Origin of the sequence: Geobacillus thermocatenulatus, from assembly GCF_002217655.1 — a bacterium.
Classification (GTDB): Bacteria; Bacillota; Bacilli; order Bacillales; family Anoxybacillaceae; genus Geobacillus; species Geobacillus thermocatenulatus.
Window position 1 is genome coordinate 230,023 of record NZ_NEWK01000002.1, and the last position, 19,611, is coordinate 249,633.

Genomic DNA, 19,611 nt, shown 5'->3' on the forward strand with positions numbered 1-19,611 from the left:
CAAACTTCGGCCGCTAAAACGTCAGCCCGCCACCGTCAACCGATAATGTTGCGCCGGTGATAAACGACGCTTCATCGGACGCCAAAAACAACACCGCGTTTGCCACTTCCTCTGGCGTCCCGATGCGGCCGAGGGCGTTCGCCTTCGAGATGATCGGCCATTTGCGCTCATCTTGTTTCCACGGCGTGATGATGTTCGTATCAATGACCCCCGGCGCAATGGCGTTGACGCGAATGTTAAATTTCCCATATTCCAATGCGGCATTTTGAGTTAACAAAATGACACCTGCTTTTGATGCGTTGTAGGCGGCTTGATATTTTTTTCCCTTCAGCCCGAGCAGGCTGGCCGTGTTGACAATCGCCCCACCCCCGGATGCTTTCAGTGCCGGCACCGCGTATTTGATGCCAAGAAACACGCCCTTTAAGTTGACGTTAATGACCCGGTCCCACTCTTCTTCAGACAAGTCGGTGCTCCGCACTTCCGAATGGCCGATGCCGGCATTGTTGAAGAGAATATGGAGGCCGCCAAAGGCATCAACCGCCGTTTGGACAAGGCGGCTCACTTGCTTGGAATCGGCGACATCCGTCTGGACAAAAATCGCCTCCCCTCCTTTTTCCCGAATCAGGCGGACCGTCTCTTCCCCTCCCGCCTCGTCAATGTCGCTCACCGCCACTTTGGCGCCTTCTTCCGCAAAGCGGATTGCCGTCGCCCGGCCGATGCCGCTCGCGCCGCCGGTGACAATCGCCGCTTTTCCTTTTAGCCTCATGATCTTCCCGCCTTTCGATCCGCTTCTGAATCCGTTTTCAACAGATGATATACCAACCGGTTAGTATGTTGTTTCTTTTATTATACATCACATTTAGAATATTTTAAACATTTTTATACCTCTAATCGGAAAAGCCTGCACTTCCAAACAAAGACAAAGCCAACGGCAATCGAGCATGCTTCCCCTCCTGACGCGTCTCCTCCCTTCAATGAACACCATGCTGTTAAGGAAAAAAGAGGAGCCGCAGTTTTGGCTCCTCGTTCATCCATCGATAAGGTCAGCGGCGCTGCTGGCGGTTCGGCCTTCATCATCTCCCCTATCTTGAAATTTGGAAAAAGAACGATCGACACACGGAATCCAATGACTGCAACCGCTCGATCAGCCCCTGCAAATCGCACGTATGGAGCGTATCGCTCAGTTCGCGGCCTTCCTCCGTCACCAAGTGCAAGTGAATTTCCATGCATCCGTCCCAGCGAACGTTGGCGTCAAGCCAGCCATCTTCGCTCTCGAGCTCCAGCCCGACCGTCTCCCCTTGGTCATTTTCGTGTTTTGTTTTGATGACCCATACCATCCTTTGTTCCGCCCTTTCCTGTTCGCCGCCTCACTCTTGTTGTTCCGCTCCGATTCCTGACACCGGGGAGCCAGTGGACGTATGTTCATTCACCCAACGGAGTGCCGCGTCCACCACTGCATCGGCGTCAGAAAGCTGGGTGCGGTGCTCAATGATCCAATTGAGCCCGTCTTGCGGATCAAGGTTATGTTGTAAACATTCCACCAAAAATGATTGGACACATGCCGCATCGCTCCGCTCCCACGCTCCGCACTGGCGGCGCCAAATCGCTTCGATCGCATCTTTCCCAAACTGCATTGAGTTCCTTCCCTCCTGTTGCCCATATTGTCATCCATAGTATGCCTACAACAGATGACAGGGCCCCACAAAAGAAATTGGCAGAAAAGGATTTTATTTCCATTTGTACGGCATCCATCAATGGCCATACTGAGAATATGGAGGTGTTGATTCATGAGAGAGCCTTGGGAAGAACGCGGCGCCACTTCCAGCCTGCCGCGCTATACCCCGGGAATTGGCGTTCCCGATGAAATGAGCCCGATTCGCGACATCGCCCGCGGTTTTGAAAACGGTCGGCCGCCGGTGATCGAAGTGACGCCAGCTGACAGCCGCCAAACGACGGATGATATCGATTTTCCGTCGGTTGACCGCGCGTTTTGAAAAAGTGGCAACAAGGGCGTCCTTGTTCGGTGGCCCTTGTTGCTCGGCTTCCGTTTTCTTCCTCTGCCATCGCCGTGCACTCGATTGGCGGCATGACCGGGTCGTTTTGGCCATATACATAGCCATATAGACCATTCCCATGGAGGGACAGCCGTTGCCGATTGAGCTTCCGGACATCACGGTCATTTGCCCGGATCCAGCCGTAGAGCATGTGTTTTCTTCCATTCACCAACGGTGGGAACAATTGGTCAAAACAAGCCCGCCTTACTCCAAAGGAGAACTGTTTTCCCTTCCGTTTCCATACGTCGTTCCCGGCGGGGTGTACCAGCAGCTCTTTTACTGGGACAGCTATTTCATTATATTGGGACTGAACATTTCAAGGCTGCACGAACTCGCCCGCAGCATCGTCAACAACTTCTTTTACGAGTTGAAAACGTTTGGAATCATTCCAAACAGTTCCGAACTGGCCCACTTAAGCCGTTCCCAGCCTCCGTTATTGACGTCGATGATCGAGGAGGTATGGTGTAAATTAGCACATTATTTCAGAGTCCCTTTTTCAAATTATTTCAGACGGATTCGGAAATAATGTGCAAAATTTTTGCGGATTGTTTTAGATTTTGCACATTCTTTCGGGACGTTTGCACGCTCTTTCAGATGAAGATTTCCAACGCGCCTGATGGACCGATGGAAAAGAGAAAGCACAAAAGAGGCCGATTCGGCCCCTTTCGTGCTAATACCTCATTTCCTCTGCGGCCATGCGCACCACTTCTTCGTCAATGGCGTCCTTTTTCAGCTGATGCCCGTATAACAGGCACGTCGTGGCCAACGTGTTGATCACCCGAGGCCATCCCCGCGACTGCAGGGCAATCGCCTCTAACGCCGATGGAGTGAAGATCGGATGCTTCGCCCCGGCCTGTTTCATCCGATGCTCGATGTAGCCCGCCACCTCTTCCTTCTCCAGCGGCCCATCCGGTATCGCATGATGATTCGCTGATCGAGAGGGCGGTGCTGATGGAGCCGCAGCTTCCCCTGTAAATGGGGCAGCCCGGCCAAAATCAAGACAAATGGGTTGGTCGAATCCATCTCAAAGTTGAACAAGATGGCGATGTCCTGTAAAAAGGCATCCTTTGCGAAATGCATCTCGTCCAAAATGAACACCGGCGTGATCCGTCGTTCATGATACAATCGCTCGATCGCCTGCTGGATTTGGCGGAAGAGGTCTACCTTGCGGTACTTCGGTTCCTCTCCTAATCCCAAGGCCAGTCCACGGTAAAAATCCATCACGCCTCCGGTGGATAACGCTCACATTTCGCATCCAGACCATCCCAAGATAAAGGATTTTTTATTTACTTTTCAAAAATAATTTCCGGCCCAACACGATAAGCGATGGCAATCCTTTTTTTACCATCGCTCGTCGTTCCTTATCGCCTTTCGCATATTTGGCCTTCGGATCCCATTCGTTGTGAGCAAGCTGGAGATACGCCACGGTCGTTCCATCTTTGTTTTTGCGTGTGACTCGCCGTATGTACATGCCTATATTATAACCGATATTCAGCTTTTTTAAAAGTTAAAATAAATGATTCGTGTGCCTATGGAATTCAGCGTTTTTTTCTAGGATCCGCATCGTGAAATCCTTGATATTACAGCATTTTAACCATTTTCATTTGCCTAAAATGGCCTCAAAACTGTCGAACTCGGGTTTATATTTAAAAAGTCTAAATGCTTTTTTATTAAGTGTCTTACTTTTTCAACTTCAGATTTATCTCTGTATTCGTCATCGATTTCATCTAATTTTAATATCTCAATTCCATATTTATTTCCAAAAATATAAGCATTAAGATTTGGTTCCCATTTAATACGAAATCCTTTACTTACTATTGTTATCCTCCCTCTATAAATAGACAAGCAGACAGTATACGTCTGCTTGCCCATTTTTAAATTACTGAATCTTTGATTCCATAATTCTACCTGTTGGGTGATTACAAATTGCTGCAACACCTTTTGGCTTAAGTGGTTGTGGCTTGAGCGTTTCTTTGTTATTTACTTCCATTTTTCTCACCTCCTTACATATAAATTCCTCTAAATCTATAATAAATATGATTTAGAGCAAAATAAGGAATACTAGTGAGTCTGTGTATTTTCAATCCTTTTTACTTTATTAGGCGTATGGATATAATGTTTATATGCATATAAGGAACCTACTACAAAATGTATTATCCCCATAAACAAAAATACGAATTTAGTCCCCCACAAATCTCCAACAAAACCGAATAATAGCGCAGATAATGGATATGAAATTGCAATAATACAATTAATAAAACCATTTGTTCTACCAATTAAATTATCTGGGATTTCTATTTGACGGATTTTCAATCCGATCATCGAACGTATATTAGTCAGCATGAATTCGATAAAAAAGAGAACTATTACAAAGTACCAAGGAACAAAAAACATTCCGATGAAAGTAAACGATGCTAAAATGACCATAAAAGAATATAAACGTAGCTTAAAATCTTCATATTTATTGATTATTCGAGGCGCAATTACAGAAGATATGATTCCAAGTAGTATTACAGCGCTGTAAATAACTCCAATATATATCGAGCTTAAATTATTTTCCGATGCCAGATAATAAAATAAAAAGGTATAAAATGAAGCTCTTGCAAGATTTGTAAACCAATTAATAGATGTTACTTCTAACAAGGTTTTATTAGTACGAAGAAGAGTTAGACCTTCTTTTAGTTCACTTAAATAATCCAATAGCACACCTTTTTCTGAGTTTCCCTTTTTATTTTTATAATTCGGGAATTTAATTGGTATAAATAAAAATACTAATATAGGTATTACGTATAAAAACGAATTGAATAGTAATGTGAAACTTGCTCCCCATAATCCAATCATCGTACCACTTAATATTTGTCCCATTGCCTGAGCGATCTGTATTGTACCTGTATAATATGCATTTATCTTATTTAACTGTTCTTTTTCGACCAAATATGGCAAAATCGAATGTTCAGATAATATTCTATTCACCATGATTACTGTCGTAATCATAAAAGCAACAACATAAATAACTCCAATGCGAAAAAAATCAAATATATCTAATAATGGTATTATAAGTAAAAGAACAAGCCTAAGTGAGTCAGATAATACCAACAAAAGTCTTCTGTTCATGTTATCTAGTAAATTTCCAATAAATGGACCAATAATTATGTAGGGTAAATACTCGACTGCGAATACAGATGCGAACGTAGTTATACTCTCACCTTTTTCTAGTACAATAAATGCAAGCGCAAGCGCATATATGTTCTCACCAAATCTAGAAAATATATTAGAAATAAAATATAATACGAACCATTTCTTATCGATCATTTTGCTTTCTCCTTCAAGAATCTTTTTGCAATATTAATAGAACCTATCGTACCGCAATCTTGTTAAGAGATTAAAATTATTGGTTAGAGCAAGCCGAAACTCGTTTGACCCAATGGTTTGACCGGTACCTTTTTAGCGACTGTGCCGCCGTACGCAGTATTGCCAAGGCACTCATCACCCGAAGAGACGCAGTGCTTTCTTGCATCGTTTTTTCTTACTCAAATGGTTCAATGGAAGGAATCAACAACAAAATAAAATTGATCAAAAGGCGAGGATATGGGTATCGAAATCTTTATCTTTTTCATTTTTATTGTTTTTGTCTTGATCTTTAGATGACTCATGTATCTGACGCAATTCTTTGATTCGTTCTTTCATCAACTCGTCGATTTCTTGGATAATGCCCTGGGCGACATGCTGAATCTCTTTCATGGCCTGTTTCGCCAACTGAATGTCTTTAGCCCAGGTCGCAATATATCCAGCGCTGTATGGTTCTGTGTCCAATCCGTAATATTTGGAGACGATAAATGCAACAGCTTCAGCTTGTGCTTCTTTGTGTCCTCTAGGCAATTTTTGCATGTCACTGTCTTTATGATGCAATTGAGCGTGGGCGTATTCGTGAATGAGCGTTTTGAATTTCAATGAAGTATTTTCAACAGACGCATTAATACGAATAAGGTGCTTTGCTCGATCATAGTACCCCTTTATATTCGGGTCGTCTAATACCTCTTCTTTCACTTCAATTCTGTTTTTATTCAAGTGAGCCAGAAAATGCTTGTAAAGCGACTGAATGCGTTCACTTTCCTTTAAATCTTCACGAATCAATTTTCGGATATCAAACATCTCTTTTCCTTGGGTTTGGCTAATATCAAAGACGTTGACAAAGCGAAAGCCTTTTAGAATTTCTTTCTTTTCCATCACTGTTCGCCCCTTTTCATCACGGACAGGCTTGTTCGTTTCAGGGTCAATTTTGGGTTGCAACTTCTTCTCGAAGATCGGCGCAAAAATCTTAATGGCCTTTTCGCCTTTTTGAACGTGCCTACCAAGCTCCTGCCACGCTTTGTATCCCATAACCAACGTGGCATTGGGTTTCTGTGATAAAATCATCATGACATTGTGAAGGCTGTACTTTGGAAACCTCGCAACCACCTCTAGGTATCGTTGAAACTCTCCATTCTTGAAAATGCGCTCAATGGCTCGATCAACTTCTTTTTGGATTTTGTTCAGCTTTTTTTCAGAAAAGGGGAGAGGGCTTTCTGAAGGAGTATGCAAAAAAATGTCTCTTTTGTTCCGAAATAAAGTGATAATTTACAGTATGGCGCGGAGACAAAGAGTGGCTCCGCTCCGCTTACGAATGGGCCAAAATCGAATACAAAGAAGTCTGGATGGACGAAACCACTCACTATCATCCCCAGATCGGCCTCAATAAATATTACGATCGACTTGAGTCGATGCTGCGGGTAAAGGGGGAGGCGTATCTCCATTTTGACGAAATGTATATCCCGCCTGCGTTTTGGCATGAAAGGGTCGAGGCGGAGTCCGGTTGGGACTATACAGGCCGTTTTCACCGGCAATGCGGCTATTTCATTCCGGTGGATCTCAACGCTTTGCTTTATAAGTACGAAACCGATTTAGCGGCGTTTGCCCGCCTTTTAGCTTTAAACGGCGAAGCGGAACAATGGGAGCAGGCGGCTAAGCGGCGAAAAGACTTGATGAATCAATATTTATGGAACGAGCCGTTTGGCATGTATTTTGATTTTCATTTCCTCAACGGGCGGCAGCACTGCTATTATTCGTTGGCTGCTTTTTATCCGTTATGGGCTCGGGCGGCCTCTAAACAGCAAGCAGCGAAAGTCGTCCGGCATTTACCTTTGTTCCTTCAACCCGGCGGATTGGCCGCCTCCAATATCCAAACCGGATTTCAATGGGACTTTCCTAACGGCTGGGCTCCGCTTCACTGGATCGTCATTAAAGGTCTGGAAAATTATAGATATCACCAGGAGGCGCAGAAGATCGCCCGGCGATGGATTCGGCTTTGCACCAAAGTGTATTTGGAAACTGGCAACATGTACGAAAAATATAATGTGGTCGACATGAGCATCCGCACCGTCGGCCGCTACCCTTCGCAAAAAGGGTTCGGCTGGACCAATGCGGTCTATCAAAAAATAGCGGTTGACCTTCTTGGGTGCACGGTATGTTGAGGCAGTCGGCCTAGGAACGGCTGCCAACGGCCGCCCTACCGATGGACGGACGCCCACGGCCGTCCGTTCTCCCAATGAACGCGCATATGGAGGCGAAACGCCGCTGAAAGCCGCTCATCGGTCAGCACATCCTCTTTTCGCCCAGCGGCGGCAATGCGTCCGTCTTGCAAGAGCAGCACATGGGTGATCGATCCCACAATCTCTTCAATATAGTGGGTGACGTATAATACATGGCACGGACGGGACACGACCTGTTCGATCAAGGAAAGCACTTCTTCACGCGCCAATAAGTCTAGGCCAACGGTCGGCTCATCCAAGATCAGCAGCTTCGGATTCGCCATCAGCGCCCGGGCGATCAACGTTTTTCGCTTTTCCCCTTGCGACAGCGTCGCGTATCGCTTCCCTTTCACCGCTTGCAGGCGGAACGATTCCATCAATGCCTCCGCTTGATCCCGGTCCTCGCGGGTTACCGCATCATACAGGCCAATCGTCGCAAACTTGCCGCTTACGATCACATCTTCGACCGTCTCGGTTTGCAGCGTGTCGTGAAACTGATCGAGCGCGCTGCTGACAAATCCGATGTGCCGGCGCATCTCCGGCAAACTCGCTTGCCCAAACCGATACCCCAACACCTCGACCTCGCCGCGCGTCGGGTACTGATAGCCGGTGACGATATTGAGAAGCGATGTTTTCCCCGAGCCGTTTAAACCGAGAATGGCCCATTGCTCCCCTTCATTCATCTCCCAGTTTATATCACGCAAAATTATGCGCTCTCCTCTTGCCCATGACACATCGCGCATGCGGATGATGACGGTCATTGTTCCCCTCCCCTTTGTGGTTCGTATGGACGGTCCTGATAGAAAAAGTTGGGCAGCATCATCGTGTTGTCATACGACCGATGAAAAATGTGGGTTGTCGCCGGAGAAAGAGGCGGAATCAGCCATGTCCAATCGCCGGTGACATGGCGGCCGGCTGCTTTCTCTTGCTGTTCAAACAACTGAAATTGGCGCGCGGCGGTATGATGGTCAACGATGCTGACGCCCGCCTTTTTGTAGGAATACAAAACCGCGATATTCAATTCGACCAACGCCTTGTCTTTCCATAATGATGCGTTGGAGGTGGTGTCAAGCCCCATGCAAGAGGCCACTTTCGGAAGCATGTTGTAGCGATAATCATCGGCAAAATTGCGGGCTCCAATCTCCGTACCCATGTACCACCCGTTAAACGGTGCTGCCATATAGCGAATGCCGCCGATTTCGAGGCACATATCGGAAATAATCGGGACCGCATACCATTTTAACTGCAGATCGCGAAACCACGGAAACTCTGGATGTTCAATTGGCACCTCAAGCACCAATTCTTTCGGGATCGGCGTCCAAACAGGCTTCTGGCCGCCTACCTGGATCACCAAGGGCAACACGTCAAAAGGCGTTTTCTCCCCCTTCCACCCAAGCTGTTCGCAGGCGCGGGTAAACGTGAGGGAGGAGGAGTCGCCGATGATCCCTTCTTCGGTTTCATAGCCCGCATAACGAATCAGTTGATGATTCCAAATGCGCACTTCCCCATTGGGACGGAAGATCGTGATCGTCGGCCGGATTTTCCCGCCATTGGTCGCAAACTCAATATGATGGAATAGATAAGAAAAAACCTCGTCTACGGTAACCGCCTCTCTCGCATCGATGACATGGAGCGATTGCCAAAACAAGCGGCCGATGCAACGGTTGCTGTGGCGCCAAGCCATCTTCGCCCCATAGCTTAACTCTTCGTACGTATGGCGGTACGTGCCGGTTTGTTCCACTTCCCAACGGATTTCGTTCAACCGCCGCCTCATTTCTTGCTCACTTTTTCCAAGCTCCCGATAGCTGGCCATGATAAACTGTTTCGCTTTTGTCATCAACTGCTCATCTTGCTGTCTGAGCTTATCGCTCTCGATCGTTACCATATATGCTTCTTTTTCCTCCACTTCGCCGTCATTCCAATTCCAATCAAGAGGCAAATGCCCCCGACCCACCACATTTGCTCGATAAACATCGAAATCGCCAAAAAAAGGAATGCAACACCAAGCAGTCGACGGATCGACACAATTCTCTCCCCTTTTCCCCGCCATTCGTTCTCTCATCTCGCAAAACGAGAAGCATGCATCCTACGGGGCCATTGAACAGGAAGCAACGCTCTCGTCCTTATTGTAGCAGATGCTTCCAAAAGAAAATAGAGCAAATGTTTCAATGAAACAACCCGCTTAGGGCGGCTTTCTCTTTCAGCACGCGCATCCATGGGCTTAACGGGCCTTTCAACACAAGCCCGGCCAAAAGGGCGGAAACGGCAAACAAGAGAAGCCGCTTGACATCATGCTCAACACGTTCCCATACGATCCCGCCGACCGCCTCGCGCATGATGTCAATGGCGTAGGTGAACGGCAGCCAAGGGTTTAATTGCTGAAAGAACGGAGGGATCAGCTCAATCGGATACGTGCCTCCCGCTCCGGCAATTTGCAAGACAAGCAGCACAATCGCCATCGCTTTTCCGACATTGCCGAACAAAGAAACAAGCGAAAAAACCACTGCCATAAAGACAAAGCTGCACAAAAGGCCAAACGCCATGAACCATCCCGGTTCACGGACGAAAATATTCGGCAAGAAAAAAGCCGCTCCAGCCGTCACGACCATCGCCTGCAAAGCATTCAGCGTCCAAAAGGTCAACAGCCGTCCGGCATATCGTTCCCGCTCATTCGCGTCCGAAAACGAAGAAGAATCCGTCGACAAGACGGAAACAAGCAACAAACATCCTACCCATATGGCCAGCACCGTGTAAAAAGGATTCATGCCCGAACCATAGTTTGGAAGCGGGAAAAGGCGGAACGTTTTGACGTCAATCGGGTGGGCCAAAAAGGCGCCTTTCGCCTGTGGATCTTGTTTCAACAAGCGAATCAGCTCGTCGATGTTCGTTTCTTTTTTGATTGTCGCTAGAAAGGCGGCCAGCTCGCGAACCTGGCGGGCAAGAAAGGGATATTGCGCCAGCGCGGTCTTTAGCGATTGTTGCGCAGCCGCTAAATCACGGTCTGTGTTTGACAACCATTGCTCTGCCTCATGCAACGCTTGATTCATGTGAAGAAGCGTTTGTTTCGCTTGTCGCACCTGTTCCCCTGTTTGATTCCATTTTGCCCGCAGCATAGGCAGCAGCCGTTGGCGATATGCTTGATCAAGTTGCTGCGTCTGTGCGTCCAATAAGGCCATTTGTTCACGCAGGTGAGTGATCTTCTCTTCGACGTCTGTTGGATGTTGTTTCACTAGCGCCGCTGTTTCTTGAATAGACGCTAGCGTCTGCTCGATACGGCTGATGGTGCGCTGCACAGGTTGAAGCGAAGAGGAATCAATCGCCCCCTCCCATGTTCTCAATGTTCGACTCACTTGCTGAACCAACGGGTTCACGTCCGTTGCCGCCTGTTGGATAAGAGCCGCCCAACGCGCTTGCTTTTCCAGTGTATCGAGAGACTGTGGGGGCTGCTCTGCAACGGAATAGAGCGCATGAACCACCATTTCCACCGGCTTTTCCCATAAGTGCGATGAAGCATTGACTTGCATGAACAACGTCTCAACGCGGTCTGTCCATTCTAAACCGCGCTGCACCGTTGCTTTGGCAGCCGGCAGAAGCTCGCGGGCTGTATGAACTAGTGATCTTGCCTCTTCCACATCGCGATTGAGAGCTTTCAGTTGTCGTTGAATCGTTGGCAATTCGTTTTCCAAACGAAACACGAACGCTTCCACGCGGCGAATGGCAGGAAGCTGCTGTTCGAGCGTCACTCCCGCTTGGTGGAACAAGGAAAACAACGCGGTATTGACGGTCCTTGCAAACTCATCGCTGACTTGAGCTGACAATGTGCTTGCTCCGCGCTCCGTGATTTTGGGAGCGATCGCGTTTCGTTTATCGTTTTCATAATAGTAAATAACCGCCCTCTTCGGACGTTTCTGCACTACAGTGGCTAATTTGGCCGAGAAATCAGCCGGAATGACAATGGTCGCGAAGTAGTCTCCCTTTCGAACGCCTTCTATTCCTTTTTTCTGCGTGACAAATCGCCATCCCAACTGGTGGTTGTGTTTTAAGGCCTTGACGATCTCATCGCCGGCGTGAAATCGGCGACCGGCCAACTCCGCCCCTCGGTCTTCGTTCACGACGCCGACCGGTAAATCCTCTGTATGGGCATAAGGGTCGATCGAAGCCTCTACATTGATCCAAGCGTAAAGCGAAGGAAGAACAATCAAGCCAAGGGCCAATGTAGCGGCAGCCCAGTTGGTTGTGAGATGTCTTAAATCGTTTGTGTAAATGCGCCATGCCTGTTTCACTTTGATCCGCTTCCTTTCAAGTCGATCATGCTGTTGTTAGTATGAGCGGATCAGGGAAAACTAAACCAACTTGGCCAGCCCTGTTGTTCATTTGCGAAAAAAGAGCCAAAGCGCCAAAAATAGAAAGCCCATAGCGGCTAGGCGCATCATGTCAAATGGAATACGCTGTCCGCCGAACAGACCAAAATGGTCAACAATTGAACTCATGACAAGCTGACCAACAATCACCGCCATCAATGAATTGGCAACACCGATTTTCGGGACGATGAGCACCATCACAAATACATAAAAGGCGCCAAGAACACCTCCGGTCAGTTGCCATTTCGGCACGGAAAACATGGCAAGCAATTCTCCTTTGCCCAAAAACAATTGCACTAAAAAGAGGACAACCGTCCCGATCAAAAACGAAACGAACGCTCCTTCAAACACACCGATCCGCTTGCCCAGGCCGCCGTTGACTCCGGCCTGTACGGAAACAGCCATTCCGGCAGCCAAGGCCAGCAGCATCCATAACCATTTCACGTCCCATTCCCCCTAAGGCGCCAACATTCCTCTTTATCATGATTCAGTTCAAAAAAACTTGTCAAGATATTGGCCATAGCAGCCGAAAAACCCAGGCATGTTGGTTAACCAATAAAAACCAGATGAGAAGGCTCTATTCCTAGCTGTTCTGCCGTAGTCGGCCATCGGATTCATTGAACAAAAGAATGCCAAAGCCCCCCGGCGAACGAAACGAGAACAACCGCCCAGGCCGGCCACTTCCAAACGGCAAGGAGAAGAAAAGCGCCAAGAACAAACGCGAAATCGGCCGGCTCGTTCACCGCTTTCGTCCAAATCGGGTCGTACAGCGCCGCGAGCAAAATCCCGACGACAGCGGCGTTCATGCCGACAAGCGCCGCTTGGAAGCGCGGCTGATGGCGAAGCCAGTGCCAAAACGGAAACGCGCCAAGCACAAGCAAAAACGAGGGAAGAAAAATGGCTATGGTGGCAACGAGCGCCCCTTTCCAGCCAAAGCTGGCCATCCCAATATAGGCGGCAAACGTGAACAGCGGCCCCGGAACAGCTTGCGCGGCGCTGTAGCCGGCTAAAAACTGGCTGGCGGTGATCCACCCTTGCGGCACCACTTCCGCTTCCAAAAGCGGCAGCACGACATGCCCACCGCCAAACACGAGCGCCCCTGCGCGGTAAAAGCTGTCAAACAGCGCCCAAAGCGGTGAAGAAATCGAAGCGCGAACAAGCGGCAGCGCGACAAGCAGCACAGCAAACAGCAAAAGCAGCGTTGCACCAATGGAACGGCGAATAAAAGGCGGAATGCCTGCCACAGATGAGGAAAGGGCGACGTTTTTGCTTCGCAATCCAAAAGCGCCAATGCCTCCTGCTGCGGCGATGACGGCGACTTGGCTCCACGCGCCCGGCACAAGAAGCACGGCGACGGCTGCTATGGTCGCAATTGTCGCCTCAAGGCGGCCGACAGCGAATTTGTGCGCCATCTCCCATACGGCTTGGGCTACGACCGCCACGGCTGCCATCAGCAAGCCGTGCATCCAGCCGGCGTCACCCCAAGAATGGTGTTGTAGCCAAACAGCAACCAGGCTGAGGGCGACCGCTGACGGCAACGTAAACCCAAGCCAAGCTGCCAACGCTCCCCAAACGCCGGCGCGCATCAGTCCGATGCCAATGCCAACCTGGCTGCTCGCTGGACCGGGAAGAAATTGGCAAAGAGCAACAAGATCGGCATACGTTTTGTCGTCAATCCATTTTTTTCGTTTCACATACTCTTCATAAAAATAGCCAAGATGGGCCACGGGTCCGCCAAACGACGTCAAGCCAAGGCGAAGCGCCGTGATTCCGACTTCCCAGACGGAGCCGTGTCGGTTTGCTGCTTGTTTCTTTGCAGCCATGGATCCCGCTCCTTTCGTTCACGAGAGTGTCATGCTACAATCATATCATCATGCACGAGAGGAGAGAATACCATGAACGTTCGAACGATGGCGACAAACGGTTTGATCGCCGCCGTGTATATCGCTGTGACGGCGTTCATCCAGCCGTTTGGCTTTACGAACATTCAGTTTCGCGTCTCAGAAATGTTAAACCACCTAGTCGTATTCCGCCGAACATACGCCGTTGGCATCGTGCTTGGCGTCTTTTTTGCCAATTTGTTTTTCTCGCCGATTGTCGCATATGATCTTGTATTCGGCGTCGGCCAGTCGGTGCTGGCGCTGCTGATCACGATCTTTTCCATGCGGCGCGTGAAAAACGTTTGGGCGCGCATGGTGGTCAATACGTTGTCGTTTACCGCAACGATGGCCATCATCGCCCTCGAGCTGAAACTAGCGCTCGGCTTTCCGTTTTGGCTCACATGGCTGACGACGGCCATCGGCGAGTTTGTCGTCATGGCCATCGGCGCGCCGATCATGTATGCCGTCGGCCGCCGGATCGCTCTAGAAGCCTTCCGGGCTGCTGACGGACGCAACGACTGACCAAGTGTTCCTACGGCATCGAGCGAACCGCCCATTCGATGATCAATGAACAGACGGCGGCGAGCGCCGAGGCCGCCGTCATGGTGGTTAGCATAGACCGCAACTGGGGATGAATATTGGGGCGAAAGTGAAGGATGGCGAGACTGACAGCAACCCCTCCGATCCATACGACAAGACCCACGGGCGTCATAAGCACGTCCCAGTCGCTAATCCAGAAATAAATCACAGCCGCATGGCAGGCCAGCAGCGCATATAGGATCATCCTCACTGCTCTTCCCCCACGCGATAGGAACGCGAGGCTGCTGAAACCGGTGGGGCCTGCCGGTTCACCGTCTTTGCAGACTCAAAACTATGCCAGCAAATCCCCGCCACAATGACCGCTAAGCCGACAAACGCCAAGCCGTTCGGAAACGGAGCCGATAATAACAGCACTTCGCCGATAACGGCAAAAATCACTTCTCCGGATTGCGTCGCTTCTACAGCGGCCAGCTTCCGCTCATTTCCTTTCGCCCGGTCAGTGGCGATGAAAAAAAGCGTCGTCGCGATAACGCCCGAGCTGATAGCGACAATGAGCGACTGCGCCGTTTGCCCAGCCGAAGGAACTCCGGCTGTCACCCATCCAATCAGCGCCACGACGAACCAAAACGGCAGGCTGGCCATCGTCATCCCGAATACGCGTTGAAACGCATCAAGACGCCCGGCGCAATGTTCGATCATTTTCCGATTGCCAAGCGGATACGCAAACGCGGCAATCAGCACAGGAAAGACCCCCAACGCGATTTCTTTCCAGGTGAGGCGGCTTGCTTGCTGGAACTGGATAAGCACGACGCCGAGCAAAATAAAAAATGAAATGAAGAGCGCCCGTTTTTCAATCGGACGGCGCACCAATACCGTTCCATTTTTCGTTTCTCTTCGTTCTATAAACAGCGGGCTAAGCAGAACGCCGGCCACAATCGTGCACTGCCATGTGCCGGCCACCAGCCATCCGGGCCCGTAGGCGGCCGCGTAGGTGAGCGGCGCGTAAAACAAACCGAAACCGACCGTCCCCCAGACGATCCATGTCCACGGATAGCGTTTCATGTCGCGCCAAATCGGACCGAGGCTGCGGCGTGCCAGAAGAATGGCAAACAGCAACGGAACCATAAAGAAAAAACGAAGTGACGAGCTCCATGTCCAACTTCCGCCAGCTAGCTCCATAGACCGGTTCAAGATGAACGTAACGGCAAAAAAGAACGAGGCGGCAAGGCCGAGGGCCATTTCCCGCATGGTCGGTCTCTCCCCTTTTGTGATTAGATTCATCATATGGCAGAGCAGTTTTATTTTATCGCATTATTGAAAATTTTTCTATTTGTTTTTTTTGATTATTTAGAACATAGTTTTTTATGATAAGAAGTACACAATAAGAATTGATCAACCCGAAACAGTTCTGCCAGGCGGCAATCCTATCATTACCGCATCCATTCTTCTTTCCGTCACCTCCGTTTTCGTTAAATTCTTACTTGTCAAATAGGTATTTATTTATTATTCTTAATTTATCTATTATTCCTATTTATCACTCACATTTCGCACCCTCCCGACGAAAATCGGGAGGATTTTTTCATCCCGATGTCGAATAGGTCCTTGGTACACAAGGAAAGCAAAGGAGTTTCCACACCATGGACGTTCGAATTCATGCTATTTATCTCATAAGGAATGATGAGCGATGGTAAAAAAAGGATTGCCATCGCTTGTTGTGTTGGCTCAAAAAATATTTTAAAAAAATGAATAAAAAATCCTTTGTTTCTGCACTGCTGGGGTGCGAAATGTGAGTTATCAGGAGGTTTTTTATGCCTAAGCTTACCTTTTCCTCTGATGTCAAATGGTCTGGTGAAGGAGTACGCTCGGTGGCTGACATTAACGGCAAACAAGTCATCATTGACGAACCTCCAGCCTTGGGAGGCACCGATCAGGGGCCGAATCCCGTAGAGTTGGTCCTAGCCGCACTAGGCGGTTGCATCAATGTACTGGTCTCTCTGTTTGCCAGCCATCACGGGGTCGAACTGAAAGGAGTTCAAGTACACGTAGAAGGGGATTTAGATCCCAATGGCTTTATGGAGAAAGCGGACGTTCGGCCTGGATTCTTAGAAATTCGTTACCATATTGATATCGACTCTCCTTCCGATCCAAAAAACGTCCAAGCTTTGATTGAACACGTTGAACGTGTCTGCCCGGTAAAAGACACCCTAAGGGGCGTACCTACGGTGTCTATAACGAATCAAAAAACGTCATAAGGTGAAAATGGAAAAGGCTGTCTGAAAAAAGTCGAGCGATGACCTTTTCAGACAGCCTTTCGAGGGTGTTGTTTCCTTCGAGACGCTATGCATGACAACCGTGCTGATGAAAGGGCTTCTTCGTTTGTCTTCCTTGCGTGGCGGACGGATTATTTGTCAATTAACTCAATCGGCACAATTTTTCCATTTTCCACCGCAGCCACAACGATTTCTGATTCAAAACCGCCATCGTCGCCGATGCTCGGGACGTTATACACTTTCTTTTCTGCTGGAATGTTTTTTAAACCATCGTTCATATGTTCGCGGATGGCTTGCGGATCATCGACGGTGCCTGCCGCTTTCATCGCTTCAACGAAAGCATAAAGCGCCAAATAGTTGTAAGCGGCTTCTGACCCCGGATCTTCGTTGAACTTCGCCCGGTAGTTTTTCACAAACTCGGGAACCGCGGGTTCATCCGACTCGACAAGCGGCATGACGCCGATCGAGCCTTCCAGCATGTCATAAGAGCCTGTCACCCGTTTCATCTCATCGAGTTTCGCCTGATCCATAATGATAAAGCCGCCTTTAAATCCAAGTTCGCGCGCTTGTTTCGCCACTTTTGCCGTCGGTTCCGAAGCGCCCCCGATAAACAGCACATCTGGTTTTTCTTTCAAGGCGTTCGTCACGATCGTAAAGAAGTCGGTGTCTTTCGTAAAGTCAATCGATGATTTGTAGACGACTTTTCCGCCTTGTTTTTCCCAATACGGCAACAGTTTTTCTGTCCAGTCTTTCCCGTATTGCGTCGCCGTCGGCAAGGCGGCCAGTTTCTTGCCGAAACGCTTCATGGCATAATCGGTAAAAGTCGGGATGTAGCCGTCATAGCGCGGCGGAATGCGCACGGTTAGCTTGTTGCCGGTCTGCGTAATTTTCGGTTCGCTTGTGTACGCCGCGATGATGAAATTGTCCGTTTGGTTGAACACTTGCAGTGCCATGACGCCGCCGCTGTGCGGCGTGAAAATGATCGGCGTATGATGTTCCTGCACAAGGCGCTTGGCGTTTGCCGCCGTTTCGTTTGGCAAATATTTGTCATCCAGCGGAACAAGGTTGATTTTGTATTTCTTTCCTTTGACCTCAAAACCGCCGCTGTTGTTGATTTCCTCAGCCGCCATCTTCAGACCGTTCAGCGTCCGTTGGCCATAATAAGCGGCAGGACCGCTCAGCGGACCGCTGTATCCGATGTTGACTGTGCCCGTTTCAGCGCCGCCTCCACCTCCATTGTTGTTGTTTCCGCCGCCCGCGTTGTTGTTAGTCGTTGAGCTGTTGCAGGCAGCCAGCATCAACATCATGATCGCTGCCATCATCGCCACGATGGACCATTTTCTTTTTTTCATTCTACTCCCCCCTATTGATGATTTATTTTTTCAATGTTCAGATAATATTTGATACGCCCGGTATTCACCCCCTTTCAGTGCCATCTTCTTCTCCTTGCTTTCGTTGCTGGAGAATATGGATATTATCCGCCAATGTATGCCTTGCGGACATCGTCGTTGGCGAGCAGCTCCTCCGCTGTTCCTGAGGCAACGATCGTTCCATTTTCAAACACATAGCCTCGATGGGCGATGGACAGCGCCGCATGAGCGTTTTGTTCAGCGAGCAAAATCGTCGTCCCCTCTTGATTGATTTGTTTAATCGTGGCAAACATTTGCTCGACAATGAGCGGAGCGAGTCCAACCGACGGTTCATCAAGCAAGAGCACCGCGGGACGCGACATTAAGGCGCGGCCGATGGCGAGCATTTGCTGCTGGCCGCCGCTTAGCGATCCGGCCGGCTCATTGCGCTTTTCCCGCAGGATGGGAAATAATTCATATACGTGTTCCAACGATCGGCGGATGCCATCTTTATCCTTTCGATGAACGTAAGCGCCCATCAGCAAATTTTCGTATACGCTCATGCGCGGAAACAGTTTGCGCCCTTCCGCGCATTGCACGACGCCGCGCCCGACGATGCGGTCAGGCGGAAGCGAGTCGATGCGCTCACCGTTGAGGCGGATTTCCCCTTGCACAGGTTTGTGCAGTCCGCTGATCGTGCGGAACAATGTACTTTTTCCTGCTCCATTGGCGCCGAGCAAAACCGCAATCTCTCCTCGCTTGACGGAAAACGTCACATCGCGAATGGCGGCAAAACTCCCATAGCGGACCGATATGTTCGCAACTTCAAGCAATGGCGCTCCCTCCTAAGTACGCTTGAATGACCGCCTCGTTGTTTTTCACTTCCTCCGGCGTTCCTTCTGCAATTTTCTCTCCATAGTTCAACACCATAATGCGGTCGGCAATTTTCATGATCATCGACATTTTGTGCTCAATTAGGCAAACGGTCAGGCCCCTTTGCACCATGTTGACGATCAATTCCTCAAGCCCTTCCGTTTCATCCGGGTTGATGCCGGCTGCCGGTTCATCAAGCAAAACGAGCTCCGGATCGGTCGCCAAGGCGAGCGCAAACGCCGCCCGCTTTTTCTGTTCCTGCGACAAATTGGCCACCATCCGATCCGCCACATCGGTCAACCCGACAAAGTCAAGCACTTCCATCGCCTTTTCTTTGCATGCCTGTTCCTCGCGGCGATGCCGTTTCGTGCGCAAAATGGCATCAAATAAGTTGGATGACGTGCGGAGGCGATGGCCGATGATAACGTTATCCATCACCGTCGCCTGTTCAAACAAGTGAGTCGTTTGAAACGTGCGGGCGATGCCGAGCTTCGCCCGTTCGTTTGCCGGCAGGCGGGTAATATCGCGCCCTTTGAACGTAATCGTCCCCGACGTCGGCCGATGCAAGCCGCTGATGAGATTGAAAAACGTCGACTTGCCGGCGCCGTTTGGACCGATGATGGCGTTGATCTTCCCTTGCTCGATGGAAAAGGTGACATCGTTGACCGCCAGAAGCCCGCCAAATCGCTTCGTCAATCGCTCGACGCGCAAAAACAT

At 49.3% G+C, this 19,611-nt stretch carries 20 protein-coding genes and 2 pseudogenes; 6 read left to right on the top strand and 16 right to left on the bottom strand.

Going from position 1 to position 19,611, the window contains the following annotated elements; all coding sequences use genetic code 11:
- Positions 1-13: 13 nt before the first annotated feature.
- The 3 genes from B9L19_RS09980 to B9L19_RS09990 form a co-directional block, all read right to left on the bottom strand.
- A complete protein-coding gene (locus B9L19_RS09980; RefSeq protein WP_025950584.1) occupies positions 14-766 on the bottom strand; it encodes an SDR family NAD(P)-dependent oxidoreductase in 753 nt (250 codons plus the stop codon).
- A 316-nt stretch (positions 767-1,082) separates the two neighbouring features.
- Positions 1,083-1,337, bottom strand: coding sequence for a hypothetical protein (locus B9L19_RS09985; protein ID WP_025950583.1), 255 nt, complete (start codon positions 1,335-1,337; stop codon positions 1,083-1,085).
- A 30-nt stretch (positions 1,338-1,367) separates the two neighbouring features.
- Positions 1,368-1,634, bottom strand: coding sequence for a hypothetical protein (locus B9L19_RS09990; RefSeq protein ID WP_025950582.1), 267 nt, complete (start codon positions 1,632-1,634; stop codon positions 1,368-1,370).
- Between the two features lie 153 nt (positions 1,635-1,787).
- On the opposite strand from B9L19_RS09990, the gene B9L19_RS09995 reads away from it, so the two are divergent.
- Positions 1,788-1,994 (top strand): hypothetical protein, encoded by a 207-nt coding sequence (locus tag B9L19_RS09995; RefSeq protein ID WP_025950581.1) that lies wholly within the window; start codon positions 1,788-1,790, stop codon positions 1,992-1,994.
- 154 nt (positions 1,995-2,148) lie between these two features.
- Positions 2,149-2,580, top strand: a complete 432-nt coding sequence (locus tag B9L19_RS10000; protein WP_025950580.1) for a trehalase family glycosidase — start codon at positions 2,149-2,151, stop codon at positions 2,578-2,580.
- 144 nt (positions 2,581-2,724) lie between these two features.
- Here the strand turns inward: B9L19_RS10000 and B9L19_RS10010 are convergent.
- Together B9L19_RS10010 and B9L19_RS10015 are read right to left on the bottom strand one after the other, a co-directional pair.
- A pseudogene (locus B9L19_RS10010) lies at positions 2,725-3,293 on the bottom strand (ExeA family protein); the annotation flags it as partial.
- 822 nt (positions 3,294-4,115) lie between these two features.
- Positions 4,116-5,366, bottom strand: a complete 1,251-nt coding sequence (locus tag B9L19_RS10015; protein ID WP_025950219.1) for an MFS transporter — start codon at positions 5,364-5,366, stop codon at positions 4,116-4,118.
- A gap of 113 nt (positions 5,367-5,479) precedes the next feature.
- Between B9L19_RS10015 and B9L19_RS19160 the strand changes: the two are divergent.
- Positions 5,480-5,698: pseudogene (locus tag B9L19_RS19160) on the top strand (transposase); the annotation flags it as partial.
- Here B9L19_RS19160 and B9L19_RS10025 read toward each other — a convergent pair.
- Positions 5,628-6,635: an ArdC family protein gene (locus B9L19_RS10025; protein ID WP_047753128.1), complete on the bottom strand. Its 1,008-nt coding sequence runs from the start codon at positions 6,633-6,635 to the stop codon at positions 5,628-5,630. The pseudogene B9L19_RS19160 and the gene B9L19_RS10025 overlap by 71 nt on opposite strands.
- A gap of 113 nt (positions 6,636-6,748) precedes the next feature.
- Between B9L19_RS10025 and B9L19_RS10030 the strand changes: the two genes are divergently transcribed.
- Positions 6,749-7,564 carry a trehalase family glycosidase gene (locus tag B9L19_RS10030; RefSeq protein ID WP_241771989.1) on the top strand — a complete coding sequence of 272 codons (816 nt, stop codon included), beginning with the start codon at positions 6,749-6,751 and terminating at the stop codon, positions 7,562-7,564.
- A 35-nt stretch (positions 7,565-7,599) separates the two neighbouring features.
- Here the strand turns inward: B9L19_RS10030 and B9L19_RS10035 are convergent, their stop codons facing one another.
- The 5 genes from B9L19_RS10035 to chrA form a co-directional block, all read right to left on the bottom strand.
- The gene (locus tag B9L19_RS10035) at positions 7,600-8,382 is read right to left on the bottom strand and encodes an ABC transporter ATP-binding protein (protein ID WP_047753129.1); all 783 of its coding nucleotides are present in this window, start codon (positions 8,380-8,382) and stop codon (positions 7,600-7,602) included.
- Positions 8,379-9,506, bottom strand: coding sequence for a nitric oxide synthase oxygenase (locus B9L19_RS10040; RefSeq protein ID WP_208615373.1), 1,128 nt, complete (start codon positions 9,504-9,506; stop codon positions 8,379-8,381). Before B9L19_RS10040 ends, B9L19_RS10035 begins: the two co-directional genes overlap by 4 nt.
- Positions 9,507-9,786: 280 nt before the next feature.
- Complete coding sequence (locus tag B9L19_RS10045) at positions 9,787-11,904, bottom strand: YhgE/Pip domain-containing protein (protein ID WP_047753133.1); 2,118 nt, start codon at positions 11,902-11,904, stop codon at positions 9,787-9,789.
- Between the two features lie 87 nt (positions 11,905-11,991).
- Positions 11,992-12,426 (bottom strand): DMT family transporter, encoded by a 435-nt coding sequence (locus B9L19_RS10050; protein WP_047753134.1) that lies wholly within the window; start codon positions 12,424-12,426, stop codon positions 11,992-11,994.
- Between the two features lie 170 nt (positions 12,427-12,596).
- Positions 12,597-13,805 carry a chromate efflux transporter gene (gene chrA, locus B9L19_RS10055; RefSeq protein WP_047753135.1) on the bottom strand — a complete coding sequence of 403 codons (1,209 nt, stop codon included), beginning with the start codon at positions 13,803-13,805 and terminating at the stop codon, positions 12,597-12,599.
- A gap of 72 nt (positions 13,806-13,877) precedes the next feature.
- On the opposite strand from chrA, the gene B9L19_RS10060 reads away from it, so the two are divergent.
- Complete coding sequence (locus B9L19_RS10060) at positions 13,878-14,384, top strand: QueT transporter family protein (protein WP_047753136.1); 507 nt, start codon at positions 13,878-13,880, stop codon at positions 14,382-14,384.
- A 10-nt stretch (positions 14,385-14,394) separates the two neighbouring features.
- Here the strand turns inward: B9L19_RS10060 and B9L19_RS10065 are convergent, their stop codons facing one another.
- Both B9L19_RS10065 and B9L19_RS10070 read right to left on the bottom strand, forming a co-directional pair.
- Positions 14,395-14,646, bottom strand: coding sequence for a hypothetical protein (locus tag B9L19_RS10065; RefSeq protein WP_241771991.1), 252 nt, complete (start codon positions 14,644-14,646; stop codon positions 14,395-14,397).
- Positions 14,647-14,648: 2 nt separating this feature from the next.
- Entirely contained in the window at positions 14,649-15,650 is a 1,002-nt protein-coding gene (locus B9L19_RS10070; RefSeq protein ID WP_025950228.1) for a DMT family transporter, read from the bottom strand.
- A gap of 560 nt (positions 15,651-16,210) precedes the next feature.
- Between B9L19_RS10070 and B9L19_RS10075 the strand changes: the two genes are divergently transcribed.
- Positions 16,211-16,654: an OsmC family protein gene (locus B9L19_RS10075; protein WP_025950229.1), complete on the top strand. Its 444-nt coding sequence runs from the start codon at positions 16,211-16,213 to the stop codon at positions 16,652-16,654.
- 149 nt (positions 16,655-16,803) lie between these two features.
- Here B9L19_RS10075 and B9L19_RS10080 read toward each other — a convergent pair whose 3' ends face one another.
- From B9L19_RS10080 to B9L19_RS10090, 3 genes are all read right to left on the bottom strand, one after another.
- Complete coding sequence (locus B9L19_RS10080) at positions 16,804-18,024, bottom strand: ABC transporter substrate-binding protein (protein WP_047753137.1); 1,221 nt, start codon at positions 18,022-18,024, stop codon at positions 16,804-16,806.
- Positions 18,025-18,146: 122 nt separating this feature from the next.
- Positions 18,147-18,854, bottom strand: coding sequence for an ABC transporter ATP-binding protein (locus tag B9L19_RS10085; RefSeq protein ID WP_047753138.1), 708 nt, complete (start codon positions 18,852-18,854; stop codon positions 18,147-18,149).
- Positions 18,847-19,611, bottom strand: coding sequence for an ABC transporter ATP-binding protein (locus tag B9L19_RS10090; protein WP_047753139.1), 765 nt, complete (start codon positions 19,609-19,611; stop codon positions 18,847-18,849). Before B9L19_RS10090 ends, B9L19_RS10085 begins: the two co-directional genes overlap by 8 nt.

Excerpts from the sequence above, each read along its gene's own strand:
- B9L19_RS09980 (WP_025950584.1), bottom strand. The coding sequence starts at position 766 with ATGAGGCTAAAAGGAAAAGCGGCGATTGTCACCGGCGGCGCGAGCGGC.
- B9L19_RS09985 (WP_025950583.1), bottom strand. The coding sequence starts at position 1,337 with ATGGTATGGGTCATCAAAACAAAACACGAAAATGACCAAGGGGAGACG.
- B9L19_RS09990 (WP_025950582.1), bottom strand. The coding sequence starts at position 1,634 with ATGCAGTTTGGGAAAGATGCGATCGAAGCGATTTGGCGCCGCCAGTGC.
- B9L19_RS09995 (WP_025950581.1), top strand. The coding sequence starts at position 1,788 with ATGAGAGAGCCTTGGGAAGAACGCGGCGCCACTTCCAGCCTGCCGCGC.
- B9L19_RS10015 (WP_025950219.1), bottom strand. The coding sequence starts at position 5,366 with ATGATCGATAAGAAATGGTTCGTATTATATTTTATTTCTAATATATTT.
- B9L19_RS10030 (WP_241771989.1), top strand. The coding sequence starts at position 6,749 with ATGGACGAAACCACTCACTATCATCCCCAGATCGGCCTCAATAAATAT.
- B9L19_RS10035 (WP_047753129.1), bottom strand. The coding sequence starts at position 8,382 with ATGACCGTCATCATCCGCATGCGCGATGTGTCATGGGCAAGAGGAGAG.
- B9L19_RS10040 (WP_208615373.1), bottom strand. The coding sequence starts at position 9,506 with ATGGTAACGATCGAGAGCGATAAGCTCAGACAGCAAGATGAGCAGTTG.
- chrA (WP_047753135.1), bottom strand. The coding sequence starts at position 13,805 with ATGGCTGCAAAGAAACAAGCAGCAAACCGACACGGCTCCGTCTGGGAA.
- B9L19_RS10060 (WP_047753136.1), top strand. The coding sequence starts at position 13,878 with ATGAACGTTCGAACGATGGCGACAAACGGTTTGATCGCCGCCGTGTAT.
- B9L19_RS10065 (WP_241771991.1), bottom strand. The coding sequence starts at position 14,646 with ATGATCCTATATGCGCTGCTGGCCTGCCATGCGGCTGTGATTTATTTC.
- B9L19_RS10070 (WP_025950228.1), bottom strand. The coding sequence starts at position 15,650 with ATGCGGGAAATGGCCCTCGGCCTTGCCGCCTCGTTCTTTTTTGCCGTT.
- B9L19_RS10075 (WP_025950229.1), top strand. The coding sequence starts at position 16,211 with ATGCCTAAGCTTACCTTTTCCTCTGATGTCAAATGGTCTGGTGAAGGA.
- B9L19_RS10080 (WP_047753137.1), bottom strand. The coding sequence starts at position 18,024 with ATGAAAAAAAGAAAATGGTCCATCGTGGCGATGATGGCAGCGATCATG.
- B9L19_RS10090 (WP_047753139.1), bottom strand. The coding sequence starts at position 19,611 with ATGTTTTTGCGCGTCGAGCGATTGACGAAGCGATTTGGCGGGCTTCTG.